The organism is Cellulomonas endophytica, from assembly GCF_004123805.1.
Classification (GTDB): Bacteria; Actinomycetota; Actinomycetes; order Actinomycetales; family Cellulomonadaceae; genus Cellulomonas; species Cellulomonas endophytica.
Genome location: NZ_RWJX01000039.1, coordinates 1 through 23,855 on the forward strand (window position 1 = coordinate 1; position 23,855 = coordinate 23,855).

At 77.0% G+C, this 23,855-nt stretch carries 19 protein-coding genes; 14 read left to right on the forward strand and 5 right to left on the reverse strand.

Features of this window, described 5'->3' with window-relative positions:
* Nucleotides 1-131: 131 nt before the first annotated feature.
* From leuS to holA, 4 genes are all read left to right on the forward strand, one after another.
* Nucleotides 132-3,053, forward strand: coding sequence for a leucine--tRNA ligase (gene leuS / locus EJA20_RS11945; RefSeq protein ID WP_129338376.1), 2,922 nt, complete (start codon nucleotides 132-134; stop codon nucleotides 3,051-3,053).
* Between the two features lie 814 nt (nucleotides 3,054-3,867).
* A complete protein-coding gene (locus EJA20_RS11950) occupies nucleotides 3,868-4,782 on the forward strand; it encodes a ComEA family DNA-binding protein (protein ID WP_240675441.1) in 915 nt (304 codons plus the stop codon).
* Nucleotides 4,779-6,335: a ComEC/Rec2 family competence protein gene (locus EJA20_RS11955; protein WP_129338377.1), complete on the forward strand. Its 1,557-nt coding sequence runs from the start codon at nucleotides 4,779-4,781 to the stop codon at nucleotides 6,333-6,335. Before EJA20_RS11950 ends, EJA20_RS11955 begins: the two co-directional genes overlap by 4 nt.
* Nucleotides 6,336-6,421: 86 nt before the next feature.
* Entirely contained in the window at nucleotides 6,422-7,477 is a 1,056-nt protein-coding gene (holA, locus tag EJA20_RS11960) for a DNA polymerase III subunit delta (protein WP_420836430.1), read from the forward strand.
* Between the two features lie 4 nt (nucleotides 7,478-7,481).
* On the opposite strand, the gene EJA20_RS11965 is transcribed toward holA, so the two are convergent.
* Both EJA20_RS11965 and EJA20_RS11970 read right to left on the reverse strand, forming a co-directional pair.
* Entirely contained in the window at nucleotides 7,482-8,129 is a 648-nt protein-coding gene (locus EJA20_RS11965; protein ID WP_240675445.1) for an EAL domain-containing protein, read from the reverse strand.
* A 79-nt stretch (nucleotides 8,130-8,208) separates the two neighbouring features.
* The gene (locus EJA20_RS11970; protein WP_240675447.1) at nucleotides 8,209-8,934 is read right to left on the reverse strand and encodes an EAL domain-containing protein; all 726 of its coding nucleotides are present in this window, start codon (nucleotides 8,932-8,934) and stop codon (nucleotides 8,209-8,211) included.
* 251 nt (nucleotides 8,935-9,185) lie between these two features.
* Here EJA20_RS11970 and EJA20_RS11975 point away from each other — a divergent pair, with 251 nt between their 5' ends.
* Nucleotides 9,186-10,517 carry a helix-turn-helix domain-containing protein gene (locus EJA20_RS11975; RefSeq protein ID WP_164983958.1) on the forward strand — a complete coding sequence of 444 codons (1,332 nt, stop codon included), beginning with the start codon at nucleotides 9,186-9,188 and terminating at the stop codon, nucleotides 10,515-10,517.
* 112 nt (nucleotides 10,518-10,629) lie between these two features.
* Here the strand turns inward: EJA20_RS11975 and rpsT are convergent, their stop codons facing one another.
* Together rpsT and EJA20_RS11985 are read right to left on the reverse strand one after the other, a co-directional pair.
* Entirely contained in the window at nucleotides 10,630-10,890 is a 261-nt protein-coding gene (rpsT, locus tag EJA20_RS11980) for a 30S ribosomal protein S20 (protein WP_129338381.1), read from the reverse strand.
* 144 nt (nucleotides 10,891-11,034) lie between these two features.
* Nucleotides 11,035-11,622: a type II toxin-antitoxin system PemK/MazF family toxin gene (locus tag EJA20_RS11985; protein WP_129338382.1), complete on the reverse strand. Its 588-nt coding sequence runs from the start codon at nucleotides 11,620-11,622 to the stop codon at nucleotides 11,035-11,037.
* A 144-nt stretch (nucleotides 11,623-11,766) separates the two neighbouring features.
* On the opposite strand from EJA20_RS11985, the gene EJA20_RS11990 reads away from it, so the two are divergent.
* The 6 genes from EJA20_RS11990 to EJA20_RS12015 all read left to right on the forward strand — a co-directional run bounded on the left by EJA20_RS11990 (nucleotide 11,767) and on the right by EJA20_RS12015 (nucleotide 19,631).
* The gene (locus tag EJA20_RS11990; RefSeq protein WP_129338383.1) at nucleotides 11,767-13,377 is read left to right on the forward strand and encodes a circularly permuted type 2 ATP-grasp protein; all 1,611 of its coding nucleotides are present in this window, start codon (nucleotides 11,767-11,769) and stop codon (nucleotides 13,375-13,377) included.
* A complete protein-coding gene (locus tag EJA20_RS11995) occupies nucleotides 13,371-14,297 on the forward strand; it encodes an alpha-E domain-containing protein (protein ID WP_129338384.1) in 927 nt (308 codons plus the stop codon). Before EJA20_RS11990 ends, EJA20_RS11995 begins: the two co-directional genes overlap by 7 nt.
* Entirely contained in the window at nucleotides 14,294-15,133 is an 840-nt protein-coding gene (locus EJA20_RS12000; RefSeq protein ID WP_129338385.1) for a transglutaminase family protein, read from the forward strand. Before EJA20_RS11995 ends, EJA20_RS12000 begins: the two co-directional genes overlap by 4 nt.
* 81 nt (nucleotides 15,134-15,214) lie before the next feature.
* Nucleotides 15,215-17,101 (forward strand): translation elongation factor 4, encoded by a 1,887-nt coding sequence (gene lepA / locus EJA20_RS12005; protein WP_129338386.1) that lies wholly within the window; start codon nucleotides 15,215-15,217, stop codon nucleotides 17,099-17,101.
* Nucleotides 17,102-17,126: 25 nt separating this feature from the next.
* On the forward strand, nucleotides 17,127-18,368 hold the full coding sequence (gene hemW / locus EJA20_RS12010; RefSeq protein ID WP_129338387.1) for a radical SAM family heme chaperone HemW: 1,242 nt from the start codon (nucleotides 17,127-17,129) through the stop codon (nucleotides 18,366-18,368).
* A gap of 129 nt (nucleotides 18,369-18,497) precedes the next feature.
* Nucleotides 18,498-19,631 carry a hypothetical protein gene (locus EJA20_RS12015; RefSeq protein WP_129338388.1) on the forward strand — a complete coding sequence of 378 codons (1,134 nt, stop codon included), beginning with the start codon at nucleotides 18,498-18,500 and terminating at the stop codon, nucleotides 19,629-19,631.
* 39 nt (nucleotides 19,632-19,670) lie between these two features.
* Here EJA20_RS12015 and EJA20_RS12020 read toward each other — a convergent pair whose 3' ends face one another.
* Nucleotides 19,671-20,549 carry a DUF3097 family protein gene (locus tag EJA20_RS12020; RefSeq protein WP_129338389.1) on the reverse strand — a complete coding sequence of 293 codons (879 nt, stop codon included), beginning with the start codon at nucleotides 20,547-20,549 and terminating at the stop codon, nucleotides 19,671-19,673.
* A 181-nt stretch (nucleotides 20,550-20,730) separates the two neighbouring features.
* On the opposite strand from EJA20_RS12020, the gene hrcA reads away from it, so the two are divergent.
* The 3 genes from hrcA (at nucleotide 20,731) to EJA20_RS12035 (ending at nucleotide 23,770) form a co-directional block, all read left to right on the forward strand.
* On the forward strand, nucleotides 20,731-21,762 hold the full coding sequence (gene hrcA, locus EJA20_RS12025; protein WP_129338390.1) for a heat-inducible transcriptional repressor HrcA: 1,032 nt from the start codon (nucleotides 20,731-20,733) through the stop codon (nucleotides 21,760-21,762).
* Nucleotides 21,763-21,860: 98 nt separating this feature from the next.
* The gene (gene dnaJ / locus EJA20_RS12030) at nucleotides 21,861-22,994 is read left to right on the forward strand and encodes a molecular chaperone DnaJ (protein ID WP_129338391.1); all 1,134 of its coding nucleotides are present in this window, start codon (nucleotides 21,861-21,863) and stop codon (nucleotides 22,992-22,994) included.
* Nucleotides 22,991-23,770 (forward strand): 16S rRNA (uracil(1498)-N(3))-methyltransferase, encoded by a 780-nt coding sequence (locus EJA20_RS12035; protein ID WP_129338392.1) that lies wholly within the window; start codon nucleotides 22,991-22,993, stop codon nucleotides 23,768-23,770. Before dnaJ ends, EJA20_RS12035 begins: the two co-directional genes overlap by 4 nt.
* Nucleotides 23,771-23,855: the final 85 nt, after the last annotated feature.

Genomic DNA, 23,855 nt, shown 5'->3' on the forward strand with positions numbered 1-23,855 from the left:
ACCGCGCGGACGCGGCCGGTGCACCGCGCGGCACGGCGGGCACGCCGGCACGGCCGGCACGGCCGGGTCCGGAGCGCGCCGGGCGTCGGGCGGCGGCGGGCCGGCCGGGGCCGCCTCGGTAGGATCGCGGGGTGAGTGCACAGACCGCCGCCCCGAGCGCCGCCGGCGCCGCCCCCGACGAGACGCCGTTCCGGTACACGGCCGCCCTCGCGGAGCGCATCGAGCTCGCGTGGCAGGACGCCTGGGCGGAGCGCGGCACGTTCCACGCCGCGAACCCGACCGGCCCGCTCACCGACGGCGACGGCCGGCACGCCGACCCGTCGCAGCCCTCGTTCTTCGTCATGGACATGTTCCCCTACCCCTCGGGGGCGGGCCTGCACGTGGGGCACCCGCTGGGCTACATCGCGACGGACGTCGTGGCGCGGTTCCGCCGCATGCAGGGTGACAACGTCCTGCACGCCCTGGGCTTCGACGCCTTCGGCCTGCCCGCGGAGCAGTTCGCGGTGCAGACCGGCGCGCACCCGCGCGGCACCACCGAGGCGAACATCGCGATCATGCAGCGCCAGCTGCGCCGCCTGGGCCTGGCGCACGACCCGCGCCGCTCCTTCGCGACCATCGACCCCGACTACGTCCGCTGGACGCAGTGGATCTTCCTGCAGGTCTTCGACTCCTGGTACGACGAGGACGCCGTGCGCGCGGACGGCGGCCGCGGCCGGGCCCGGCCCGTGCACGAGCTCGTCGCGGAGCTCGAGGCCGGGACGCGGCCCGTCCCGACCGGGCTCGAGGGCGTGCCCGCGGGCGCGACCTGGGCGGAGCTCGACGCGGTCGCCCGGCGGCGCGTCGTCGACTCGCGGCGGCTGGCGTACGTCTCGGAGACGCCCGTCAACTGGTGCCCCGGCCTGGGCACGGTGCTCGCGAACGAGGAGGTCACCTCCGAGGGCCGCTCCGAGCGCGGCAACTTCCCCGTGTTCCAGCGCAGCCTGCGCCAGTGGAACATGCGCATCACCGCCTACGCGGACCGCCTGACGGACGACCTCGACCGCATCGACTGGCCCGAGAAGGTGCGCTCCATGCAGCGCAACTGGATCGGGCGGTCCCACGGTGCCCGGGTGCGGTTCGGCGTGGTCGGCGGGGCCGAGGTCGAGGTCTTCACGACCCGCCCCGACACGCTCTTCGGCGCGACCTTCATGGTCGTCTCGCCCGAGCACCCGCTGCTCGACGAGGTGCCGGTGGCCTGGCCCGACGGCACCCGCGGCGCCTGGACCGACGGCCACGCCACGCCGGCGGAGGCCGTCTCGGCCTACCGCGCCTTCGCCGCGGGCCGCACGGCCGTGGAGCGGCAGGCCGACGCCGGCCGCAAGACGGGCGTCTTCACGGGGCACCTCGCGACGAACCCGCTCACCGGCGCGGCGCTGCCGGTGTTCACCGCCGACTACGTCCTCATGGGCTACGGCACGGGCGCCATCATGGCCGTGCCGGGCGGCGACGAGCGCGACCACGCCTTCGCCGAGGCCTTCGAGCTGCCGGTCGTGCACACCGTCGCCGGCGAGGGCGGAGGGCCGCGGACGGGCGACGGGGAGGTCATCAACTCCTCCAACGAGCACCTCGCGCTCGACGGCCTGCGCGTGGCCGAGGCGAAGGAGGCCGTCACCGCCTGGCTGGAGCGCGAGGGCGTGGGCGAGCGCACGACGACCTACCGCCTGCGCGACTGGCTCTTCAGCCGCCAGCGGTACTGGGGCGAGCCCTTCCCGATCGTCTACGACGAGCACGACCTGCCGATCGCCCTGCCGGCGTCGCTGCTGCCCGTCGACCTGCCCGAGGTGCCGGACTACTCGCCGCGCACCTTCGCGCCCGACGACGCGGACTCCTCGCCCGAGCCGCCGCTGGGCCGCAACGAGGACTGGGTCCACGTCACCCTCGACCTCGGCGACGGCCCGAAGGTCTACCGGCGCGACACGAACACCATGCCCAACTGGGCCGGCTCGTGCTGGTACCACCTGCGCTACCTCGACCCGCGCTCCGACGACGCCGTCGTCGACCCCGCGCTGGAGCGCTACTGGATGGGCCCCGGCCACGGCCACCAGGCCGAGGGCTCCACGGGGGGCGTCGACCTGTACGTCGGCGGCGTCGAGCACGCCGTGCTGCACCTGCTGTACGCACGGTTCTGGCACAAGGTGCTCTTCGACCTGGGCCACGTCAGCTCGTCCGAGCCCTACCACCGCCTCTTCAACCAGGGCTACATCCAGGCGGAGGCCTTCACGGACGAGCGCGACGTCTACGTGCCCGCCGTCGAGGTGGTGGAGGACCCGGGTGCGCCGACGGGGTGGAGCTGGAAGGGCCGTCCCGTCCACCGCGAGTACGGGAAGATGGGCAAGTCGCTGAAGAACGCCGTGACACCCGACGAGATGTACGCGGAGTACGGCGCCGACACCCTGCGCGTCTACGAGATGTCGATGGGACCCCTCGACCAGTCGCGCCCGTGGGACACGCGGAGCGTCGTCGGGTCGCAGCGCTTCCTGCAGCGGCTGTGGCGCAACGTCGTCGACGAGACGACGGGGGAGCTCCTCGTGTCCGAGGACGCGCCCTCCGACGCCACGCTCCGGCTGCTGCACCGGACCATCGCCGACGTCACGGAGGACATGGGCGCGATGCGGGTGAACACCGCCATCGCGAAGCTCATCGTGCTCAACAACCACCTGACCACGCTGGACCGCGCACCGCGGGCCGCGGTCGAGCCGCTCGTGCTCATGCTGGCCCCGGTCGCCCCTCACCTGGCGGAGGAGCTGTGGCAGCGGCTGGGCCACGACCGGTCGCTGGCGCACGAGCCGTTCCCGGCCGCCGACCCCGCGCTCCTCGTCGAGGAGACGGTGACGTGCGTGCTGCAGGTGCAGGGCAAGGTGCGCGGCCGCGTCGAGGTCCCCGCGACCGCGTCCGACGAGGAGCTCACCGCCCTCGCCCTGGCCGACGCCGGCGTGCAGCGCGCGCTGGCCGGGCGGGACGTGCGGACCGTGGTGGTCCGCGCGCCGAAGCTCGTCAACGTCGTGCCGGCCTGACCTCCGCCCGCTGACGGGGCCGGTCGTCCTCCCTCGGGGCGGCCGGCTCCGTGGCGTCGGCGGCCGGGCGCGCGGCGCGATGCCGTTGCCGTGACCGGCGGGCCTCCGGCCGGCGCCGGGACGCCCCCAGCCCCGGTGCCGCGCGTCCCGGCCCGGGCGTGACGGCGGGCTCCGGGGGCGGTCACGCCACGGTCCTAGCGTCGGGGCCGTGGACGGGCGTGGCGGACGGGGAGGGGGCGCGCTCCGGGGACCGTCCGACGGGGACCGGTCGCGGGCGCGGCTCCGGGCGTTGATCGAGCCGGACGCGGGGCCCGGCGCTCCCCTCGGGGCCCGGGGAGCGGTGCCGGTGCGGGCCACGGGCCTGCCCCGGGTCGGCGCCGGCCGCCCCTTCACCGTCGCCGTCCCGCCGACGCCCGTCCCGCCGACGCCCGTCCCGTCGCCCGTGCCGGGTCCGCTGCCGCTGCCGCTGCCGGTGCCGGTGCCCGGCTCGCTGGCGGTGCCCGCTCCGCTGCCTGTGCCCGGTCCCGTGCCCGGTCCCGTGCCCGGTCCCGTGCCCAAGGCGTCGCCCGTGCCGGGTCCGGTCCGGGCGCCCGCGGTCATCGCCGGCCTCGCGGCGTCCGGGGGTGGGACGGTCGTCCCCACCCGACGGTCGCTGCGCCGCGCCGCGCACGGGCCGGTCGTCGGCGCCGGCACCGCGAGTGGTGCCTGGCCGGCGAGGGCGTCCGGACCGGGGCCGGGCTCTGCCCCGGGCACCGCGCAGCCCGGGTACGCCGATGCGCTCGCTGCTGACCGTCACTCTGAGCCCGTCGAGCACGTGCCTCCGCACCCCGGACCGCGCGGCGTCGCCGGGCCCGACGACGGGTCGGACCGGTTCGACGGGTGCGACGACGGGGACGTGCTCGGGCTCGGCGGCCTCGGTGGCGCGGGTCGGGGTGGCGCCGGCGCGCGCCGACCTCGCCGGTACCGGTGGGCGCTGGACCGTCGGGCGGCGGCCGCGGCCGGGCTCGTCGTGCTGATCGCGGCCGGCGGCATCGCGGTGCGGCTCTCGCTCCTGCCGACCGGCGCGCCGGTCGAGCTGCCCGAGCCGATGGTGTCGGCCGTCGGGCCGGCCGGCGTGGACGGCGCGGCGCCGGGCACCACGGCCGCCGGCGACGGAGAGGCTCGGCCGGCGGGACGGGACGCCGGCGCGGCACCCGCGACGGCCGCGCCGCCGACGGCCGCGGCGGTGGTGCTGGTCCACGTCGTCGGCGCCGTGGCGCGGCCCGGGGTCGTGGCCCTCCCGCCCGGCGCCCGGCTGGCGGAGGCGTTGGAGGCCGCCGGCGGAGCGACCGCCGAGGCCGACCTCGCCGCCGTGAACCTCGCGCGCGCCGTGACGGACGGGGAGCAGGTGCGCGTGCCGCGCACCGGGGAGACGGCCGCGGCGGCCGCACCGGGGTCGGCACCGGCCGCGCCGGCGACCGGCGGCGCGGGGGCCACGGGCACCGCGGGAGCCGCGGCGGGGACGTCGGGTGCCGGGGCCGGGCCGGCCGGCGGGGCGCCTGCGGACCTCGCCACGGCCACCGCCGCCGAGCTCGACGCCCTGCCCGGCCTCGGGCCCGTGCTGGCCGCCCGCGTCGTGGAGCACCGCGCTTCCACCCCCTTCACGACCGTGGACGACCTGCTCGAGGTCCCGGGGATCGGCCCCGCGCTCCTCGAACGCCTCCGCGACCACGTGACGGTCGGCGGATGACGGCCACGGGGCCGGTCCCCGACCTCGTCGACCTGCGGCTCGTGCCCGCGGTGCTGGCGGCGTGGTCGGGGGCGCTCGTCGTCGTCGCGCTCCCCCCGGTCGCGGCGGTCGTGGCCGGGGCCGTCCTCGGGGTGACCGCCGGCGGCCTCGTGGCGGCAGGGGCCGGTCGGCGCGCGGGGGCCACGGCCGGACGCGGGCGGCGCCGGCACGTCGCTGCAGGAGGGGATTGGCGCGGCCTCGGCGCGGCGCCTGCGGCACGGCGGGGCTCGGCGGTGCTGGCGCTCGCCGTCGCGGCGGCGGTCCTCGTCGCGGGGGCCGCGCACGGGGCGTCGCGGGCGTCCGTGGTCCGGGGGGTGGCGGCGGCGGACGTCGCGGGGACGGTGCGGTTCGAGGGCCGGGTGGCGCAGGAGCCCGCGCCCCTGCCGCCGGCGTGGCCCGGGGCGCCGGAGCGGTCGCGGGTCCTCGTCGCGGTCGACCGTGCGGGCGGGCAGCCGGTGTCGGGGCAGGTGGTCGTGCTGGGCCCGGAGACGGCCGTCGCCGTGGGGGACCGCGTGACGGTGACGGGCGCGTGGCGTCCCCTGCCGGGGACGGAGCGGGCGGCGGGCCTCGTCCTCGCCGACGAGGTGCCGCGCGTCCGGTCCGCCGGCCGGCCGTGGGACGGCCTCTCCGCCCGCCTCCGGGACGGCGTGGAGGCGCGTGCGGCCGCGGTCGGGCCGGCCGCCGCGCTCCTGCCCGGCCTCGCGGTCGGGCGGACGGCCCGCCTCGACCCCGGCCTGCGCGCCGACCTGCGGACGGCGGGGCTGACGCACCTGACGGCCGTGTCGGGCGCCCACTTCACCCTGGTGACGGCGCTCCTGGTCCTCCTCGTGACGCTCGCCCGGGGGCCGCGCGGTGTGCGGGTCGCGGCCGCGGTCGTGGGCGGCGCCGCGCTCCTGCTCCTCGTGCACGCCTCACCGAGCGTCGTCCGCGCGGCCGCCATGGGCGCGGTCGGGGTGGCGGGCCTGGCGACGGGCCGGCCGGCGCGCGCCCCGGCGGCGCTCGCGACGGCGTGCGTCGGGCTCCTGCTCGCCGACCCCTGGCTCGCGCGCGACGTCGGGATGGCGCTCAGCGCGGCCGCCACCGCGGCGCTGGTGCTGCTGGCGCCACCGCTCGTCGACCGGTGGGAGGGCAGGCTGGGCCGCGGGGCCGCTGCCGTGCTCGCGGTACCGGTGGCCGCGCAGCTCGCGTGCGGGCCCCTGGTCGTCGTGGTGGGGGGCGGCGTCGCGACGTACGGGGTGCCCGCGAACGTCGTGGCCGCGCCGGCCGTCGCCCCGGCCACGGTGCTCGGGCTGCTCACGGCCCTGCTCGACCCCGTGGCCCCCGGCGCCGCCGCCGTGACGGCGCACGCGGGGGCGGCGGCCACGTGGTGGATCGCGGCCGTCGCCCGCACCGTCGCCCGCCTGCCGGGCGCGGAGCTGCCGTGGCTGCCCGGGCCTGCCGGCGTTGCGGTGCTCCTCGTCGCGAGCGCGGCCGCCGCGGCGCTCCTGCTCCGTCCAGGCCGGCCCGGACGGTGACCGGCGGCCGCGGCGGTGCGGGGGCAGGTCCGGCCGGGGGCGTGCCGTGGGCCCGGGGTGTCGGCGCCGTCTGGCACCCTGGGCCCGTGCCCGGCCCGCCCAGCCCCTCCCGCCGTGCCCCGGCGCGCCCCTCCGCCGGCCGCGGCGGCGCGCGTGGCCGCGGCGCCCCCACCGGGCTGTCGTGGGAGGAGGCGGCCCCCGCCCCGGTCGTGCTCGTCACCGGGCCCGAGGAGCTGCTCGCCGAGCGCGCCGTGACCCAGGTCGTCCAGCGGGCCCGGGAGTCCGACCCGGCGGTCGAGGTGACCCGGATCGACGCGGACCGCTACACGGCGGGGCAGCTGTCGGTCGTCGCGAGCCCGTCGCTCTTCGCGGAGGACAAGGTGGTGGTCCTGCGGGGCCTGGAGTCCGCCACGGACGACGCGATCACCGACGCCCTCGCGCACCTCGCGGCGCCGCCGGAGGCGGTCGTCCTCGTGCTCGTCCACGGCGGCGGCAACCGCGGCAAGAGGCTGCTCGACGCCCTGCGGGCGGCGGGCGTCCCCACGGTGGGCTGCGAGCGCGTGAAGTCGCCGGCGGACAAGGAGGCCTTCGTCCAGGCCGAGCTCCGGCGGGCCGGGCGGCGGGCCGAGCGCGCCGCGGTGGCGGCCCTCGTCGACGCGCTGGGGTCGGACCTGCGCGAGCTCGCGGCGGGCTGCGCCCAGCTCGTCGCGGACACCACGGGCGTCATCGGGGTCGACGCGGTGCACCGGTACCACGGCGGCCGCATCGAGGCCTCGGGGTTCCAGGTGGCCGACGCGGCGGTCGCGGGGGAGGCCGGCCGGGCGGTGGCGCTCCTGCGGCACGCCATGGCGACGGGGCTGGACCCCGTGCCGTTCGTGGCGGCGCTCGCCGCCCGGCTGCGGACGCTCGCCCGCGTCGGCGCCCTGCGCGGGCGGGGCGGGTCGGCGGCGGCCGAGCTCGGCATGGCGCCGTGGCAGGTCGACCGCGCGCTCGCGGACCTGCGGCGCTGGACGCCGGAGGGTCTGGCCGACGCGATCACGGCCGTCGCGCAGGCGGACGCCGAGGTGAAGGGCGAGGGGCGGGACCGCGAGTTCGCGGTGGAGCGGGCCGTGCTGCGCGTGGCCGCGTCGGCCGGCCGCTGAGGCCCTACAGGCGTGCGGTCTGCGCCGACCCGAGCGCGTTGCCCTGGAGCATCGTGAAGCCCAGGTCGACGCACCGCTGGATGGTCGGCCGGTCGTGCACCCACTCGGCGACGAGCACGGCGTCGCTGTCGCGGGCCGCGGTGACGATCCCGTCGCCGAAGCGGTCCAGGTCGCGCGCGTCGATCTTGACGTAGGAGGCGAACGGGAGCATCGCGCGCTGGTCCGCCGTCGCGGTGAAGTCGTCGAGGGCGATGCGGTGGCCCGCGGCGTGCAGGCGGCGCAGGCCCGCGAGCACCGCGGGGTCGCCGGCGACGGACTCGACCACCTCGAGGACGAGGCGCCCGTCGCGCAGCACGGGCAGCGGCAGCGCACCGGTGACGTAGGAGCGGGTGACGTTGACGAAGGCACGGACGGGGCCGTCGGCCGCGCCGGCCCGCAGGTGGCGCAGGACGGCGGCGAGGACGCTGGCGGTGGCGTCGTCCTGGTGCGGGGCGGGCCACCCGTCGACGCGGGAGGAGGTGCCGTGGACGCTGCGGTAGAGGTACTCGTGCCCGTGCAGCACGCCGTCCGTCGTCCAGATGGGCTGCCGGCCCACGGGGACGCGGAGGCGGTGCGTCCGCCGGGCGACGGGGCGTCCCTCCACGATGCTCACGGGGCAGGGAGGCCGCGGGGGCGGCGGCATGACGCGGACCGCCCGCTTTTCACCCGCTCCCGGGTGGCGCGCACCGCGGTCAGGGGGTCTGCGGCTCCAGAGGCGCGCCCGACCGGTCGAGCGTCGTGGCGCCCTGCAGGAGGTTCCCCTGCAGGAGCGGGAACCCCATCTCCCGCGCGAGCGCGAGGTGCGTCGCGGTCTCGACGAACTCCGCGACGAGGAGCGCCCCGCACGAGCGTGCGACCTCGACGACGGGGTGGCCCTCGACGTCCAGGTCCCGCACGTCGAGCCGGACGAAGTCGGCGTGGGGGAGCAGCGGGCGCTGCGCCCGGGACCCGATGAAGGACCGGACGGCGATCCGGAAGCCCTCGGCGCGCAGCCGGCGGATGCCGCGGACGGTCTCGCCGTCGAGCTCGTGGTCCGGCACCTCGACGACGAGGCGGTCCGGACGCGGCGGCAGTGAGAGGTCGCCGACCAGGAAGGGACGCGGGCACCGGACGAACAGGAGCCGCCCGTCGGCGACGCCGTCGAGGTCCCGGCGCCCGAAGGACGCGTCGAGGACGTGGCGCGTCGCGTGCTCGTGCTGCAGCGGTCCCCAGCCCGTCGGGTCGCCGAGCTCGTGCACGGAGGAGCGGTACGAGAGCTGGTAGCCGTAGGGCCGGCCGTCCGCGCGGAAGATCCCCTGCCGCCCGACGACGGCGGGCGTCCGGGCGACGTGCGCCTCCCACACCTGCCGCAACGGGCGCGGCACCGCGTCGTCGACGGCCGCCCGGAGGCCCGGGAGCGTCGGCGGGGTCCAGGTCACGCCGCACATCTCACCACAGATCGGACCGCGTGTCGGCAGTCCTGGCCACCGGTGTCCGGAGGAGGACGCCGGCCTTCCGACGGCGCCCGCGCGGAGGTTCGATGGCCCCCGGGACTCACGGTGCGGGTCCGTCGTGCCGATCCCGCCCGTGGGACCCGTACACCGTGCGGCTCCCGCGGGGTGGCGCACGCCGGTCGGCGCGCGCCCCGGGACGGACGACCGACCGGACGGGCGGGACAGTGACGGGATCGATGGCAGCAGAGGTGGAGCTGGCGCAGCGCCTGCGGGCGGCGCGCCGCAGCGCGGGCATGTCGCAGACGGAGCTCGCGGGGGCGGACCTGTCCCCGAGCTACGTCTCCCTGCTCGAGGCGGGCAAGCGCGAGCCGTCGGAGGCGACGCTGGTGCTGCTCGCGTCGCGGCTCGGCACGAGCGTGGAGTACCTGCGCGAGGGGGAGCACGGGCCCGACGAGACGCGCGCGCGCCTGGCGCTCGCCCGGGCGCGGCTCGCGCTGGGGGACGGCGACCCCTCGGGCGCGCTCGCGCACCTGGCGGACGTCGAGGTCGCGGCGGTCAGCCCGGGCCTGCGGCGGCAGGCGCTCGCGACGCTGGCCGCGGCGCACGAGACCGCCGGCGACCTCGTGGGCTCGGTGGCCGTGCTCGAGCCCCTCGTCGCCGAGGCGCGGCAGCAGGGGCGCCGGCTCGAGGGTGCGCGGCTGTCGGCGGCGCTCGCGACGGTGTACCTGCGGGCGGGGGACACCTACCGGGCGGTGGAGGTGGCCGAGCTGGCGGCGCTCGACCTCGAGGACGCCCAGCTGACCGCGAGCGACGAGCACCTGCGGCTCGTCGCGACGGTGGTGCAGGGCTACGCCGAGCGCGGCGACCTGGCCTACGCCGCCCACCGTGCCGGGCAGCTCGTCCGCGTCGCCGACGACCAGGAGTGCCCCCGCGTGCGGGCCCGGGTCTACGAGCTGGCGGCGACGGTGGCGCAGGAGCGCGGCGAGACGGCCGCGGCCGCCGCCTACGTGGAGCGGGCCCTCGCCGTCGTCGACGAGGGTGTGCTCAACGCCGAGCTGGCGACGCTGCGGCTCGTCTGGGCCCGGCTGCTCCTGCGGGACCCGCGCTCGGACCCGCGCACGGCGCTGGACCAGGTCGAGCGCGCGTGGCCGTCCGTGCAGGCCCGGGGGACGCGCGAGGAGCAGGCCCGCGTCGACCTCGACCGCTCCGCGGCCTGCCTGCGCCTCGACGAGGTCGACGGCGCCACCCGCTGGGCGCTGTCCGCGCTGGCCCGCCTCGACGGCGGTCGGGGCCTGGTGATGGTGCACGCCCAGCTCGCGCTGGCCGACGCGCTGCACGCCTCCGGCGACGGCGTGGGCGCGGTGCGCGCCGTCGACGCCGCGGCGGAGCTGCTCGACGCGATCGCCCCCTCGCGCCGCACGGCCGCCGCGTGGCGCGAGGTCGGGGACCGGCTGCGGCGGGTCGGCGACGGGTCGGGCACCGTCCGCGCCTACGACCGCGCGCTGCGCGACGCCGGCTTCCCGTCGGCGGTGCCGCTGCCCACCGTCCCCCGGGCGCGGGTGCGCTGACCGGGTCCGCCGGGCAGGGCTGGACGCGCCGAGGGGCGCCACCGTGCGGTGGCGCCCCTCGGGAGGTGCGGTGCCGGGCGGGCCGGCGGGCGGTCGTGCGACCGCCGGGTGCTCAGAGGCCGTTGACGGCCTTCGCGAGCGCCGACTTCTTGTTGGCCGCCTGGTTGGCGTGGATGACGCCCTTGGAGACGGCCTTGTCGAGCTTCTTGGAGGCGACGACGAGCGCCGAGGCGGCACCGTCCTTGTCACCGCCGGCGACGGCCTCGCGGACGCGCCGCACGTACGTCTTGAGCTCCGACTTCACGGACTTGTTGCGCAGACGGGCCTTCTCGGCCGTCTTGATGCGCTTGAGCTGGGACTTGATGTTCGCCACGTGTGGACTCTCTCGTTCTGCTGCGCCGAGGCGCTCGGACAGGTCGTGAGGGCGCGTCCCGCCCCGGGACTGGGGCGTGGGGACACCCTGGGGGAGGAGCGGGGGCAGTGCCCGCCGACCTGGGCGGACACACAAGGGGTCAGACTACCAGGACTCCCGGTCCCGCAGCGACCGTGCCATCGCCCGTGCCACCGCCTCGAAGCGTGGCCGCGGCAGCACCGCCCCCTCCCGGCGGACCGCCGCCGGGTCGAGGCGCAGGACCCGGTCGACCCGGACCTCGCTGGGGCGGCCCTGCCGGTCCCAGGCGCCGCTGCCGACGTCCACCCAGACCCGGCCGTGGCGCGCCTCGTCGGCGGCGTCCCGGTCGTGGTCCCGGCTCGTCATGGCCAGCCCGAGCAGCCGGTCGCCCTCCCGGCCGACGAGCAGGATCGGCCGGTCCTTGCCCCGGGCGGGGTCGTCCTCGTAGGGCACCCAGGCCCAGACGACCTCGCCGGGGTCCGGCCGGCCGTCCGGGTGCGGGTCGTAGACGACCTGCGGTCGGCGCGGGTCCCCCCGGGCCGGGCCGGGGCGGGGGCCGGGCAGGTCGCGGCCGCCGGCCGCGTCGCGGACCGGTGAGGGGCGAGCCCGCGTCCTCGTCGGAGCCGTCGTCCGGGCCGCGCGGTCGCGGACGACGGCGCCGAGCACCGTCCCGGCGAGCCGGGCCGCCGTGCCGAGCCAGGAGCCGCGCGCCATGCCCCGACCCTAGCCCGGGCCGCGACAGGCGGCGCAGGCCCGCCGGACACGCCGGAGGACGGCGTCCCCGCAGGTGGGAGGGGCCGCAGGCCCGGCCCCCCGTCCTGTAACGCGGGGGACTCACACGGCCGTTATCGTCCGCCCATGGCCGACCTCTTCGACGACTACCCGCCCGGTGTGGCCTGGGACGAGATGATCATGCCGGGCGGCGGCCCGACCACCGCCTACGCGCAGGTGCACGGTGCGGTCGCGGAGCTGTCGACGGCGGAGCTGCGGGCCCGGGGCGAGCAGCTCGCCCGCTCCTACCTCACCCAGGGCGTCACCTTCGACTTCGCCGGCGAGGAGCGCCCCTTCCCGCTCGACGTGGTGCCGCGGGTGCTGGGCAGCGAGGAGTGGGAGGTGCTCGCGCCGGGCGTGTCGCAGCGGGTCCGGGCGCTGGAGGCCTTCCTCGCCGACGTCTACGGGCCGCAGCGGGCGGTCGCCGACGGCGTGGTGCCGCGGGCGGTCATCGTCTCGTCGACGAACTTCCACCGGCAGGCGCAGGGCATCGAGCCGCCGAACGGCGTGCGGGTGCACGTCTCGGGCATCGACCTCGTGCGCGACGCGCTGGGCGGCTGGCGCGTGCTCGAGGACAACGTGCGCGTGCCCAGCGGCGTGAGCTACGTGCTCTCCAACCGCCGCGCCATGGCGCAGACCTTCCCGGAGCTGTTCGCGTCCCTGCGCATCCGGCCCGTGGCGGACTACTCCCGCCGCCTGCACGCGGCCCTCGTCGCCGCCGCGCCTCCCGGGGTCGACGAGCCGAACGTCGTCGTGCTCACGCCGGGCGTCTACAACTCCGCCTACTTCGAGCACTCGCTGCTGGCCCGCACGATGGGCGTCGAGCTCGTCGAGGGGGGTGACCTCTTCTGCGCCGGCGGGCGGGTGTGGATGCGCACCACCCAGGGGCGCCGCCGCGTCGACGTCATCTACCGGCGGGTGGACGACGAGTTCCTCGACCCGGTGGCGTTCCGGTCCGACTCCCTGCTCGGCAGCCCGGGCCTGCTCAGCGCCGCCCGCAACGGGACGGTGACGATCGCCAACGCGATCGGCAACGGCGTCGCCGACGACAAGCTGCTCTACACCTACGTGCCGGACCTCATCCGCTACTACCTCGGCGAGGAGCCCGTGCTGCGCAACGTCGACACCTGGCGGCTGGAGGAGCCCGAGGCGCTCGCGGAGGTCCTCGACCGGCTCGACGAGCTCGTGGTCAAGCCCGTCGACGGCTCGGGCGGCAAGGGGCTCGTGGTGGGGCCGAGGGCCTCCCGCGCGGAGCTCGCGGACCTGCGGGTGCGGCTGCGCGACGACCCGCGCGGCTGGATCGCCCAGCCCGTCGTGCAGCTGTCGACGGTGCCCACCCTCGTCGAGGACGGCCTGCGGCCCCGCCACGTCGACCTGCGGCCCTTCGCCGTCAACGACGGCGACAAGGTCTGGGTGCTGCCGGGCGGCCTCACCCGGGTGGCGCTGCCGGAGGGGCAGCTCGTCGTGAACTCCTCCCAGGGCGGCGGCTCGAAGGACACGTGGGTGCTCGGCAGCGCGACGCCCAAGCGGTCGGCTACGGCCCTCGCCGCGGGGACGCCGCCCGTCGTGGCCGCAGGGGTCCCCGTCGACACGAGCCCGCACGACTCCGGGCGGGTGGTCCAGATGCAGCAGCAGCAACAGCAGCAGCAGCAGCAGGTCGTCGCGGCCGGCCCGACGCCCGGGGGTGCGCCGTGCTGAGCCGCATCGCCGAGTCCCTGTTCTGGATCGGCCGGTACGTCGAGCGGGCGGACGACACCGCGCGCCTGCTCGACGTGCACCTGCAGATCATCCTCGAGGACCCGTGGGCCTCAGAGGACCTCGCCTGCCGCTCCCTGCTCACGGTCATGGACCGGCCGACCCCCGCGACGGGGCTCGTCGGCCGCGAGACCGTGCTCGACCTGCTGGCCTACGACCGCTTCGCGCCCACGTCGATCGCGGGGTCGCTCACGTCGGCGCGCGAGAACGCCCGCCGTGCGCGCGAGATCCTCTCGACGGACCTGTGGGAGAGCCTCAACGCGACGTGGAACGGCCTGCCGGGGCAGATGCGGCCCGTCCGCGCGCACGACTACTTCACGTGGGTCCGCGAGCGCGCGGCGATGGTCAACGGGCTCGTCGACTCCGTGACGGCGCGCGACGACACGTGGCGGTTCCTCGTCCTGGGCCGGTCCATCGAGCGGGCCGACATGACGGCGCGGCTGCTGACGACGCGGGCGCTCGCGGGCGCGGCGGGGCCGGGCTGGACGACGCTGCTGCGCTCGTGCGGCGCCTACGAGTCCTTCCTGCGCGTGCACAGGGCGACCGTCTCCGAGGAGCGGGCGGCGGGCTACCTCCTGCTCGACCGGCAGTTCCCGCGCTCGGTCGTCTTCGCGCTCAACACCGCGGAGGCGATGCTCCTCGAGCTCGACCCCGTGCTCGACTTCTCGCGGGTCGACGAGGCGCGCCGCGAGATCGGGCTCGTCCGCTCGAGCCTGGAGTACCGCCCGCTCCTCGACATCGTCGACCACCTGCCGGAGGAGATGGAGCGGGTGCAGCGGGCCTGCTCCGCCGCGAGCGACGCGATCCGCGGTCGCTACTTCCCGGCCGACCTCACCACGCACTGGATCGGGGAGGCGCTGTGAGCCGCCTGCACGTCGTCCACACCTCCTCCTTCCGGTACGCGACGCCCGTGCTGGCCTCCTACAACGAGGCCCGCATGCGCCCGCTCGACGGCCCGGGCCAGCGGGTCGTCCGCTCGCGCGTCGACGTGACCCCGCACACCTGGTCCACCGAGTGGACGGACTACTGGGGCACGAGCGTCACCGCGTTCGAGGTGCTCGCGCCGCACGAGCAGCTCGTCCTGACCGCCGAGCACGTCGTCGAGGTCTCCGAGCGTCCGGCGGTGACCACGGTGACGGGCTGGGACGAGCTGCGCGGGGCGGGCGTGCGCGACCGCTTCGCCGAGTTCCTCAGCCCGACGCCGACGACGACCGTGCCGGAGGAGGTCGTCGACCTGGCGCGGGACGCCTCCCGCGGCGCCGACCCGGCGGAGGCGGCGCAGGCCGTCGCGGTCGCGGTCCGGGACGCGCTGGAGTACGTGCCGGGCGTCACCACCGTCCACACCCCCGCGGCGGAGGCCTGGAGCACCCGGACGGGCGTGTGCCAGGACATGGCGCACCTCACCGTCGGGGCGCTGCAGGGCGTGGGGGTCCCGGCGCGCTACGTGTCGGGCTACCTGCACCCGCGGGGCTCCGACGACGACGGGACGGCGGTCACGGGGGAGTCCCACGCGTGGGTGGAGTGGTGGACGGGCGCCTGGTACGGCTACGACCCGACGAACCGCACGCCCGTCGGCGAGCAGCACGTGGCGATCGGCCGAGGACGCTCCTACGACGACGTGCCGCCCCTGCGCGGCATCTACGCCGGGCGCGCGACCCAGGACCTCACGGTGACGGTGCGCATCACCCGCCAGGCCTGACGCCCGCGCCGGGCGCGCGCCGGCGCGTGGGACGATGGGGGCCGTCCCCGCCCTGCCGACGAGCCCCTGGAGTCCCCCCGCGTGTCCCCGATCCCCGGTCCCGCCGCGGCGGCCCGCATCCGCCCGGCCGCCACCGCGCCCGAGCTGCTGCGCAACTTCTGCATCATCGCGCACATCGACCACGGCAAGTCGACGCTGGCCGACCGCATGCTGCAGGCCACGGGCGTCGTCGAGGCCCGCGCGATGCGCGCGCAGTACCTCGACCGGATGGACATCGAGCGCGAGCGCGGGATCACCATCAAGTCGCAGGCCGTGCGGATGCCGTGGGAGGTCGCCGGGACGCCTTTCGCGCTCAACATGATCGACACCCCGGGGCACGTGGACTTCACGTACGAGGTGTCGCGCTCGCTCGCCGCCTGCGAGGGCGCGGTGCTCCTCGTCGACGCCGCGCAGGGCATCGAGGCGCAGACGCTGGCCAACCTGTACCTGGCCATGGAGAACGACCTCGCGATCATCCCCGTGCTGAACAAGATCGACCTGCCGTCGGCCCAGCCCGAGAAGTACGCGGAGGAGCTGGCGAACCTCGTCGGCGGGAGGCCCGAGGACTGCCTGCGCGTCTCGGGCAAGACCGGCGTGGGGGTCGAGGAGCTCCTCGACCGGATCGTGGAGCTCGTGCCGGCGCCCGTGGGCGACCCCGAGGCCCCCTCGCGCGCCATGATCTTCGACTCCGTGTACGACACCTACCGGGGCGTCGTCACGTACGTGCGGGTGGTCGACGGCAACCTCAACCCGCGCGAGCGCATCGCCATGATGTCGACGCGCGCGACCCACGAGCTGCTCGAGATCGGCGTCATCTCCCCCGAACCGGTCCCGGGGCCCGGGCTCGGCGTCGGCGAGGTCGGCTACCTCATCACGGGCGTGAAGGACGTGCGCCAGTCCAAGGTCGGCGACACGGTGACGAACCAGAGCAAGCCCGCCGCGGAGGCGCTCGGCGGGTACGCCGACCCGCTGCCCATGGTGTTCTCGGGCCTGTACCCCATCGACGGCTCGGACTACCCCGTGCTGCGCGACGCGCTCGACAAGCTCAAGCTCAACGACGCCGCGCTGAACTACGAGCCCGAGACCTCCGTGGCGCTCGGCTTCGGCTTCCGCGTCGGCTTCCTGGGCCTGCTGCACCTGGAGATCGTCCGGGAGCGCCTCGAGCGCGAGTTCGACCTCGACCTCATCTCCACGGCGCCCAACGTCATCTACGAGGTGACGCTCGAGGACCACGAGGTCGTCACCGTGACGAACCCGAGCGAGTTCCCGGGCGGCAAGATCCGCGAGGTCCGCGAGCCGGTCGTGCGTGCGACGATCCTCGCCCCCTCGGAGTTCGTCGGGACGATCATGGAGCTGTGCCAGGCCCGGCGCGGCGACCTGCAGGGCATGGACTACCTGTCCGAGGAGCGCGTCGAGATGCGCTACCTGCTGCCCATGGCGGAGATCGTCTTCGACTTCTTCGACGCCCTGAAGTCGCGCACCCGCGGCTACGCGAGCCTGGACTACGAGCGCGTGGGGGACCAGGTCGCGGACCTGGTGAAGGTCGACATCCTCCTGCAGGGCGAGCAGGTGGACGCCTTCAGCTCCATCGTGCACAAGGACAAGGCCTACGCGTACGGCGTCATGATGGCCGGCAAGCTCAAGGACCTCATCCCGCGCCAGCAGTTCGAGGTGCCGATCCAGGCCGCCATCGGCGCCCGCGTCATCGCGCGCGAGACCATCCGCGCCATCCGCAAGGACGTCCTGGCCAAGTGCTACGGCGGCGACATCACCCGCAAGCGCAAGCTCCTGGAGAAGCAGAAGGAGGGCAAGAAGCGCATGAAGACGATCGGCCGGGTCGACGTGCCGCAGGAGGCCTTCATCGCCGCGCTCTCCTCCGAGCCCGCGGGGTCCGCCGGCGGCCGGGACAAGGACGCGAAGAAGAAGTGAGCGGCGACCCCACGGGCCCGGTGCCGTGAGCCCGGCGCTCCCCGACGGGGACGTGCCGCCCGCTGACGGCACACTGCCGGCGTCCGTGCGTGACGGCGCGGAGGAGCGGGCGTTCGGGGTCTACCTGCACGTCCCGTTCTGCCGCGTGCGCTGCGGGTACTGCGACTTCAACACCTACACCTCCGCGGAGCTCGGCGGCGGTGCGAGCCAGGCCGCGTACGCGGGCACGGCGCTCGACGAGGTGCGCCTGGCCCGCCGGGTGCTCGCGGACGCCGGGCTGCCGGCCCGGCCCGTCGCGACCGTGTTCGTCGGGGGCGGGACGCCCACGCTCCTGCCCGTCGACGACCTCGTCGGGCTCCTCGACGGCGTCCGGCAGGCCTGGGGCCTGGCCGACGGCGCCGAGGTGACGACGGAGGCGAACCCCGACTCCGTGACGCCCGAGGGTCTGGAGCGGCTCGCCGCCGGGGGCTTCACGCGCGTCTCGTTCGGCATGCAGTCGGCGGTGCCGCACGTGCTGGCCACGCTCGAGCGCACCCACGACCCGGCGCGGGTGCCCGACGCCGTGCGCTGGGCGCAGGACGCGGGGCTGCGGGTCTCGCTCGACCTCATCTACGGCACGCCGGGGGAGTCCCTGGCCGACTGGCGGACGTCGCTCGAGGCGGTGCTCGGAGGCGGCGTCGACCACGTCTCGGCCTACGCGCTCGTCGTGGAGCCCGGGACGCGCATGGCCGCGCAGGTCCGGCGCGGGGAGGTCGCGCTGCCCGACGAGGACGACCAGGCCGCCAAGTACGAGCTGGCCGACGAGCTGCTGGGGGCGGCCGGCCTGGCCGCCTACGAGGTGAGCAACTGGGCCCGCACGCCGCAGGACGCCTGCCGGCACAACCTCGCCTACTGGCGCGGCGACGACTGGTGGGGGATCGGGCCCGGGGCGCACAGCCACGTCGGCGGCGTCCGGTGGTGGAACGTCAAGCACCCGCGCGCCTACGCCGACCGCCTCGCCGCGGGCACGAGCCCCGCCGCGGGGCGCGAGGTGCTCGACGCCGAGGCGGCCCGGCTGGAGCGCGTGCTCCTCGGCGTGCGCCTGGCCGAGGGGCTGCCCCTGGCCGCGCTGGAGGCGCCGGCCCGCCGGGCGGTGGCGGGGCTCGTGGCCGACGGGCTCGTCGAGCCGCGGGCCGCCCTCGGCGCCGACGGGCCTGGGCGCGTGGTCCTCACCCGGCGCGGGCGCCTGCTGGCCGACGCGGTGGTGCGCACGCTCGTCGCCGCCTGAGGGGCGCGCCGGGGACGAAGGATCCGCCGTCCGGCCGTGTCCGTCCTTGACACGGCGGTGCACGGTCGCTTGCCTGCTCTCGCACAGGGTCCGGCGCCGCCGCGACCGTCACCTCCGCAGGGAGCACCGATGAGCGAGACCCCCGGGCACCGTCCCGACCCCGACGACCGCACGCCGGAGGGGGCCACGCCCGCCGAGCCCGCTCCCGGCGGCGCGAGCGCGTACCCGCCGCCCGGCGCGTACCCCCCGCCCGGCGGCGCCTACCCGCCGCCGCCCCCCGGCCAGCCCGCCTACGGCCAGCCCTCCTCCGGCGTGCCCGGCTACGGCCAGCCCGGGAGCGCGCCGGCGTACGGGCAGCAGGGCTACGAGCAGCAGGGCCAGCCCGGCTACGGCCAGCCCGGCTACGGCCAGCCCGGCTACGGCCAGCCGGGCTCCGGGCAGCCGGGCTACGGCCAGCCCGGCTACGGCCAGCCCGGGCAGCCGGGCGGGTACGGCCAGGGCTTCGGCGGCATGCCGCCCGTGAGCGCGGCCGGGTACGGCGGTGCGAACGCCGGCATCGGCGAGGCGCTGTCCTACGGCTGGGCGAAGTTCACGCAGAACCTCGGCACCATCCTGCTGGCCGCGCTGGTCTACGTGGTCGCCTTCGCCGTGGTGTTCGGCGTGTGGTTCGCGATCCTCTCGGCGCTCGGGCTCGGCCTCGAGGCGGCCGTCCCGACGGACGAGTTCGGCAACCCCACCGGCGGCGGTCTCGCGGCCGGGGCGTTCTCCGGCGGCGTGCTGCTGTCGACGCTGCTGTTCTCGCTCGTGTTCGTGGTGCTCGGGTACCTCGTCCAGGCCGGCATCACCCGCGGCGCGCTGCACCTGACGTACGGGCGCCCCCTGCAGATCGGCACCTTCTTCCGGCTCGAGCGGCTCGGCACGATCGTGCTCGTGTCGATCCTCCTGGCGGTCGCGAGCAGCATCGCCAGCGCGGTGACCTTCTTCATCGGCGGCCTCGGCGCGCTGGCGGTCACGCTGTACGGCTTCTTCGTCGTCCAGTTCGTGCTCGACAAGGGGCTGGGCGCGATCGACGCGCTCAAGGCGAGCGCCACCCTCGTCCAGCGCAACCTCGGGACGTCCGTCGTGCTGGTGCTGGTGACCATGGTCGCGTACTTCGTGGGCGCGCTCCTGTGCGGCGTGGGCCTCCTCGTCGCCATCCCGGTGGCGGCCATCGCCGCGACCTGGACCTACCGCAGGCTGCTCGGCGAGCCCGTCGCGCCGTGACCGGCGGGCCGCGCCGGGCCCCGCGCCGGGCCCCGCGCCTCAGGCGTCCGGCGCGGTCACGAAGTCGATGAGCTCCTCGACCCGGCCCAGCAGGGCCGGGTCGAGGTCGGCGTAGCTGCGCACGCTGCGCAGGATGCGCGCCCAGGCCGTGGCCACGTCCCGCGGGCCGTCGGCGGGCCAGCCGAGCTCGCGCAGGACCCCGACCTTCCACTCCGTGCCCCGGTCGACCGTCGGCCAGGCGCGCAGCCCGACGCGCGCGGGCTTCACGGCCTGCCAGACGTCGACGTACGGGTGCCCCAGCACGAGCACGGTCCCGGCGGGTGCCGCCCGCACGGCCTCCGCGGCGATCCGGCTCTCCTTCGACCCGCGCACGAGGTGGTCGACGAGCACGCCCACGCGCCGGCCCGGCCCGGGCGAGAAGGCGCGCAGCGCCTCGACGAGGTGGTCCGCACCGTCGAGGAGCTCGACGACCACCCCCTCCACGCGCAGGTCGTCGCCCCAGACCTTCTCGACGAGCTCCGCGTCGTGCTTGCCCTCCACCCAGATGCGGCTGCCGCGGGCCACCCGCGCCGGTGCGTCCGCGACCGCGCGCGAGCCCGAGGCCGTCCGGGCCGGCGCGGCGGGCGCGGCGGCGCGCGCGGGCGGCGTGAGCACCACGGGCTCCCCGTCCACCCAGAAGCCGGGGCCCAGCGGGAAGGTCCGCGTCCGTCCCCTCCGGTCCTCGAGCACGACGACGTGCTGCCCGCCGGACTTCTCCACGCGCACGACCGCGCCGACGAAGCCCGTCGTCACGTCCTCGACGACGAGGCCGGCCGAGGCCGGCTGCGGGCGCGAGGTGCGGGCGGGACGGTGGTGGGCGGGGCGCACGTCACGGCCCCCGCCCAGGACGTCGGTGCCGTAGCGGTCGGTGGGGCTCACGGCGCCACACGCTAGGTCACGGGTGCGGCGCCCCCCGGCAGGACCGGCGGTGGACACGCCGCGTAGGATTGGCACTCACGTACCGTGAGTGCTACCTCGACCGGCCCGCCGGCCCGGGTGCGCACCACGAGGCAGGGCGAGGCAGGGCGCGGCGGGGCCGCGCGGGGCAGGAGGGAGAGCCGTGGCACAGAACGACGACCGCCGGGTGGCCGTCCTGCGCGCCATCGTCGAGGACTACGTCGCGACCCGCGAGCCCGTCGGCTCGCGCGCCCTCGTCGAGCGCCACGCCCTCGGCGTCAGCCCCGCGACGATCCGCAACGACATGGCGGCCCTCGAGGACGGCGGCTACATCGCGCAGCCGCACACCTCGGCGGGCCGCGTCCCCACGGACAAGGGCTACCGGCTCTTCGTCGACCGGCTGGACGACATCAAGCCGCTGTCGGGCCCCGAGCGGCGGGCGATCGCCGCGTTCCTCGAGGACGCGGTCGACCTCGACGACGTCGTGGACCGGTCGGTCCGCCTCCTCGCGCAGCTGACGCACCAGGTCGCCGTGGTGCAGTACCCGTCGCTGCGGCGCTCGGCGCTGCGGCACGTCGAGCTCGTCGCCGTGGGCGCGCGGCACCTCCTCGTCGTCCTCATCACGCGGACCGGCCGCGTCGAGCAGCGCACGGTGGAGCTGGAGGCCCCGCTCGACGAGCTCGTCGTGACGCAGCTGCGCGCGCGGCTCAACGTGGCGGTCGCGGGCCGGGTGCTGGCGGACCTCGGCACCGTCCGCGAGGACCTGCGGCAGGCGTTCCCCCCGGCGGACCGGCCCCTCGTCGACGCGGTGCTCGCGGTCGTGGAGGAGACGCTGGCGCTCGAGGGCGAGGAGCGCATCGTGCTCGCGGGCACGGCCAACCTCGCGCGCGGCGGCTCCCCGGACTTCGGCCGCAGCCTCGGCCCCGTGCTCGAGGCGCTGGAGGAGCAGGTCGTGCTCCTGCGGCTGCTGTCCGACATGGCGGAGGACGAGGCGACCGTCACCGTCCGCATCGGGCGGGAGAACCAGCACGAGGGGCTCGTCGAGACGAGCTTCGTCACCACGGGGTACGGCACCGGGGACGGCTCGGCGGTCGCGCGCATCGGGTCCGTCGGGCCCCTGCGCATGGACTACCCGGGCACGATGGCCGCGGTCCGGGCCGTCGCCCGCTACCTGTCCCGCACCCTGGCCGGCTGAGGCCGCCCGCACCTCCTCCGCACCCACCGGCCCTGCGCCGGACCCCCGACCCGGTCTGACCCGCCGGCCCCACCGGCCGGCCTCCCAGAGAGAGCGACGTGACCGACTACTACGCGATCCTCGGCGTCCCGCGCGACGCCACCCCCGAGCAGATCAAGAAGGCGTACCGCAGGCTCGCACGCGAGCTGCACCCGGACGTCGCGGGGGCCGACCCCACGACCGAGGACCGGTTCAAGGACGTCAGCCGCGCCTACGACGTGCTCGGCAACCCCGAGAAGCGGCGCCAGTACGACCTCGGCGGGGACCCGTCCGCACCCGGCGGCGGCATGGGCGGCGGCGCGGGCTTCGGCTTCCAGGACATCTTCGAGACCTTCTTCGGCGCCGCGGCGGCCGGTGGCGCCGCGGCCCGCGGGCCCGTCCCGCGCGCCCGCCGGGGGCAGGACGCCCTCGTCCGCCTCGACCTCGACCTCGCGGAGGCGACCTTCGGCGCGCACCGCGAGATCCCCGTCGACACCGCGGTCGTCTGCCCGACCTGCTCGGGCACGTGCTGCCGCCCCGGGACCTCGCCGCGCACGTGCGACGTCTGCGGCGGCCGCGGCCAGGTGCAGCGCGTCGCGCGCTCCTTCCTCGGCCAGGTGATGACCACGCAGCCCTGCGCCGCCTGCCAGGGCTTCGGGTCGGTCATCACCGACCCCTGCGCCGACTGCGCCGGCGAGGGCCGGGTGCGCTCGCGCCGCACGCTGTCGGTCGACGTGCCGGCCGGCGTCGACACGGGCACCCGGATCAAGCTCACGGGCCAGGGCGAGGTCGGCCCCGCGGGCGGCCCCGCCGGCGACGTGTACCTCGAGGTGCGCGAGCGTCGCCACGACGTGTTCGTGCGCCAGGGCGACGACCTGCACGCCACCCTCGCGGTGCCCATGACCGCCGCCGCCCTGGGCACGGTGCTGCAGCTCGACACCCTGGACGGCCCGCGCGAGGTCGACCTCAAGCCCGGTACGCAGCCGCAGCAGGTCGTCACCCTCCGGGGCCTGGGCGTCGGCCACCTGCACGGGCAGGGCCGCGGCGACCTGCACGTCCACGTGGACGTGCAGGTGCCCACGGGCCTGGACGACGACCAGGCCGACCTGCTGCGCCAGCTCGCGCAGCTGCGCGGCGAGGAGCGCCCCGAGACGCGGCTCGCCTCCGGCGGCGGCGTCTTCGCCAAGCTGCGCGACAAGCTCTCGGGCCGGTGAGCGCGCCCGTCTTCCTGGCCGAGCCCGGCGCCCTCGCCGACGTCCGCGCCGGCGGCACCTACCTGCTCGAGGGCGCCGAGGGGCGGCACGCGGGGGTCGTGCAGCGCCGGGCGCCGGGGGAGCGGGTGGACGTCGTGGACGGCCGCGGGGTGCGGCTGCGGGCGCGGGTCGCGGACGTGACCGCCGCCGGGGTCGCGCTCGACGTGGAGGAGCGGGTCGACGAGCCCGTGCCCGGCGTGCGCCTCGTGCTGGTCCAGGCGCTCGCGAAGGGCGACCGCGACGAGCTGGCGATCGAGGCGGCCACGGAGGTCGGCGCCGACGCCGTCGTGCCGTGGCAGGCGGAGCGCTCCGTCGTCGTGTGGCGCGGGGAGCGCGCGGCGAAGAGCCGGGCGCGGTGGCTGGGCACGGTGCGGGCCGCGGCGAAGCAGGCCCGGCGGGCGCACGTGCCCGAGGTCGACGCCGCCCTCGACACCGCCGCGCTGGCCGCCCGGGCCGCCGCGGTGGTGGCGGCGGGCGGCGCCGCCCTCGTGCTGCACGAGGAGGCGGACGCGCCGCTGGCGTCCGTGGTGCTGCCGGCCGCGCCGGCGCCCGGCGGGCCGTCGCGCGACGTCCTCGTCGTCGTCGGGCCCGAGGGCGGCATCGCGGAGCGGGAGACGGAGCGGCTCGTCGCCGCAGGTGCGGTGGCCGTGCGCCTCGGGCCGCACGTGCTGCGCACCTCCACCGCGGGGCCGGTGGCGCTCGCGCTGCTCGCGCAGCGGCTGGGCCGCTGGGGCTGAGGGCGGGGCGGGCCGGGTGCGGGGGCCCGGCGCCGGGCGATGTCGGGGGGCGTCGCTACGATGGGGGGCGGGCCCGGACCACGGG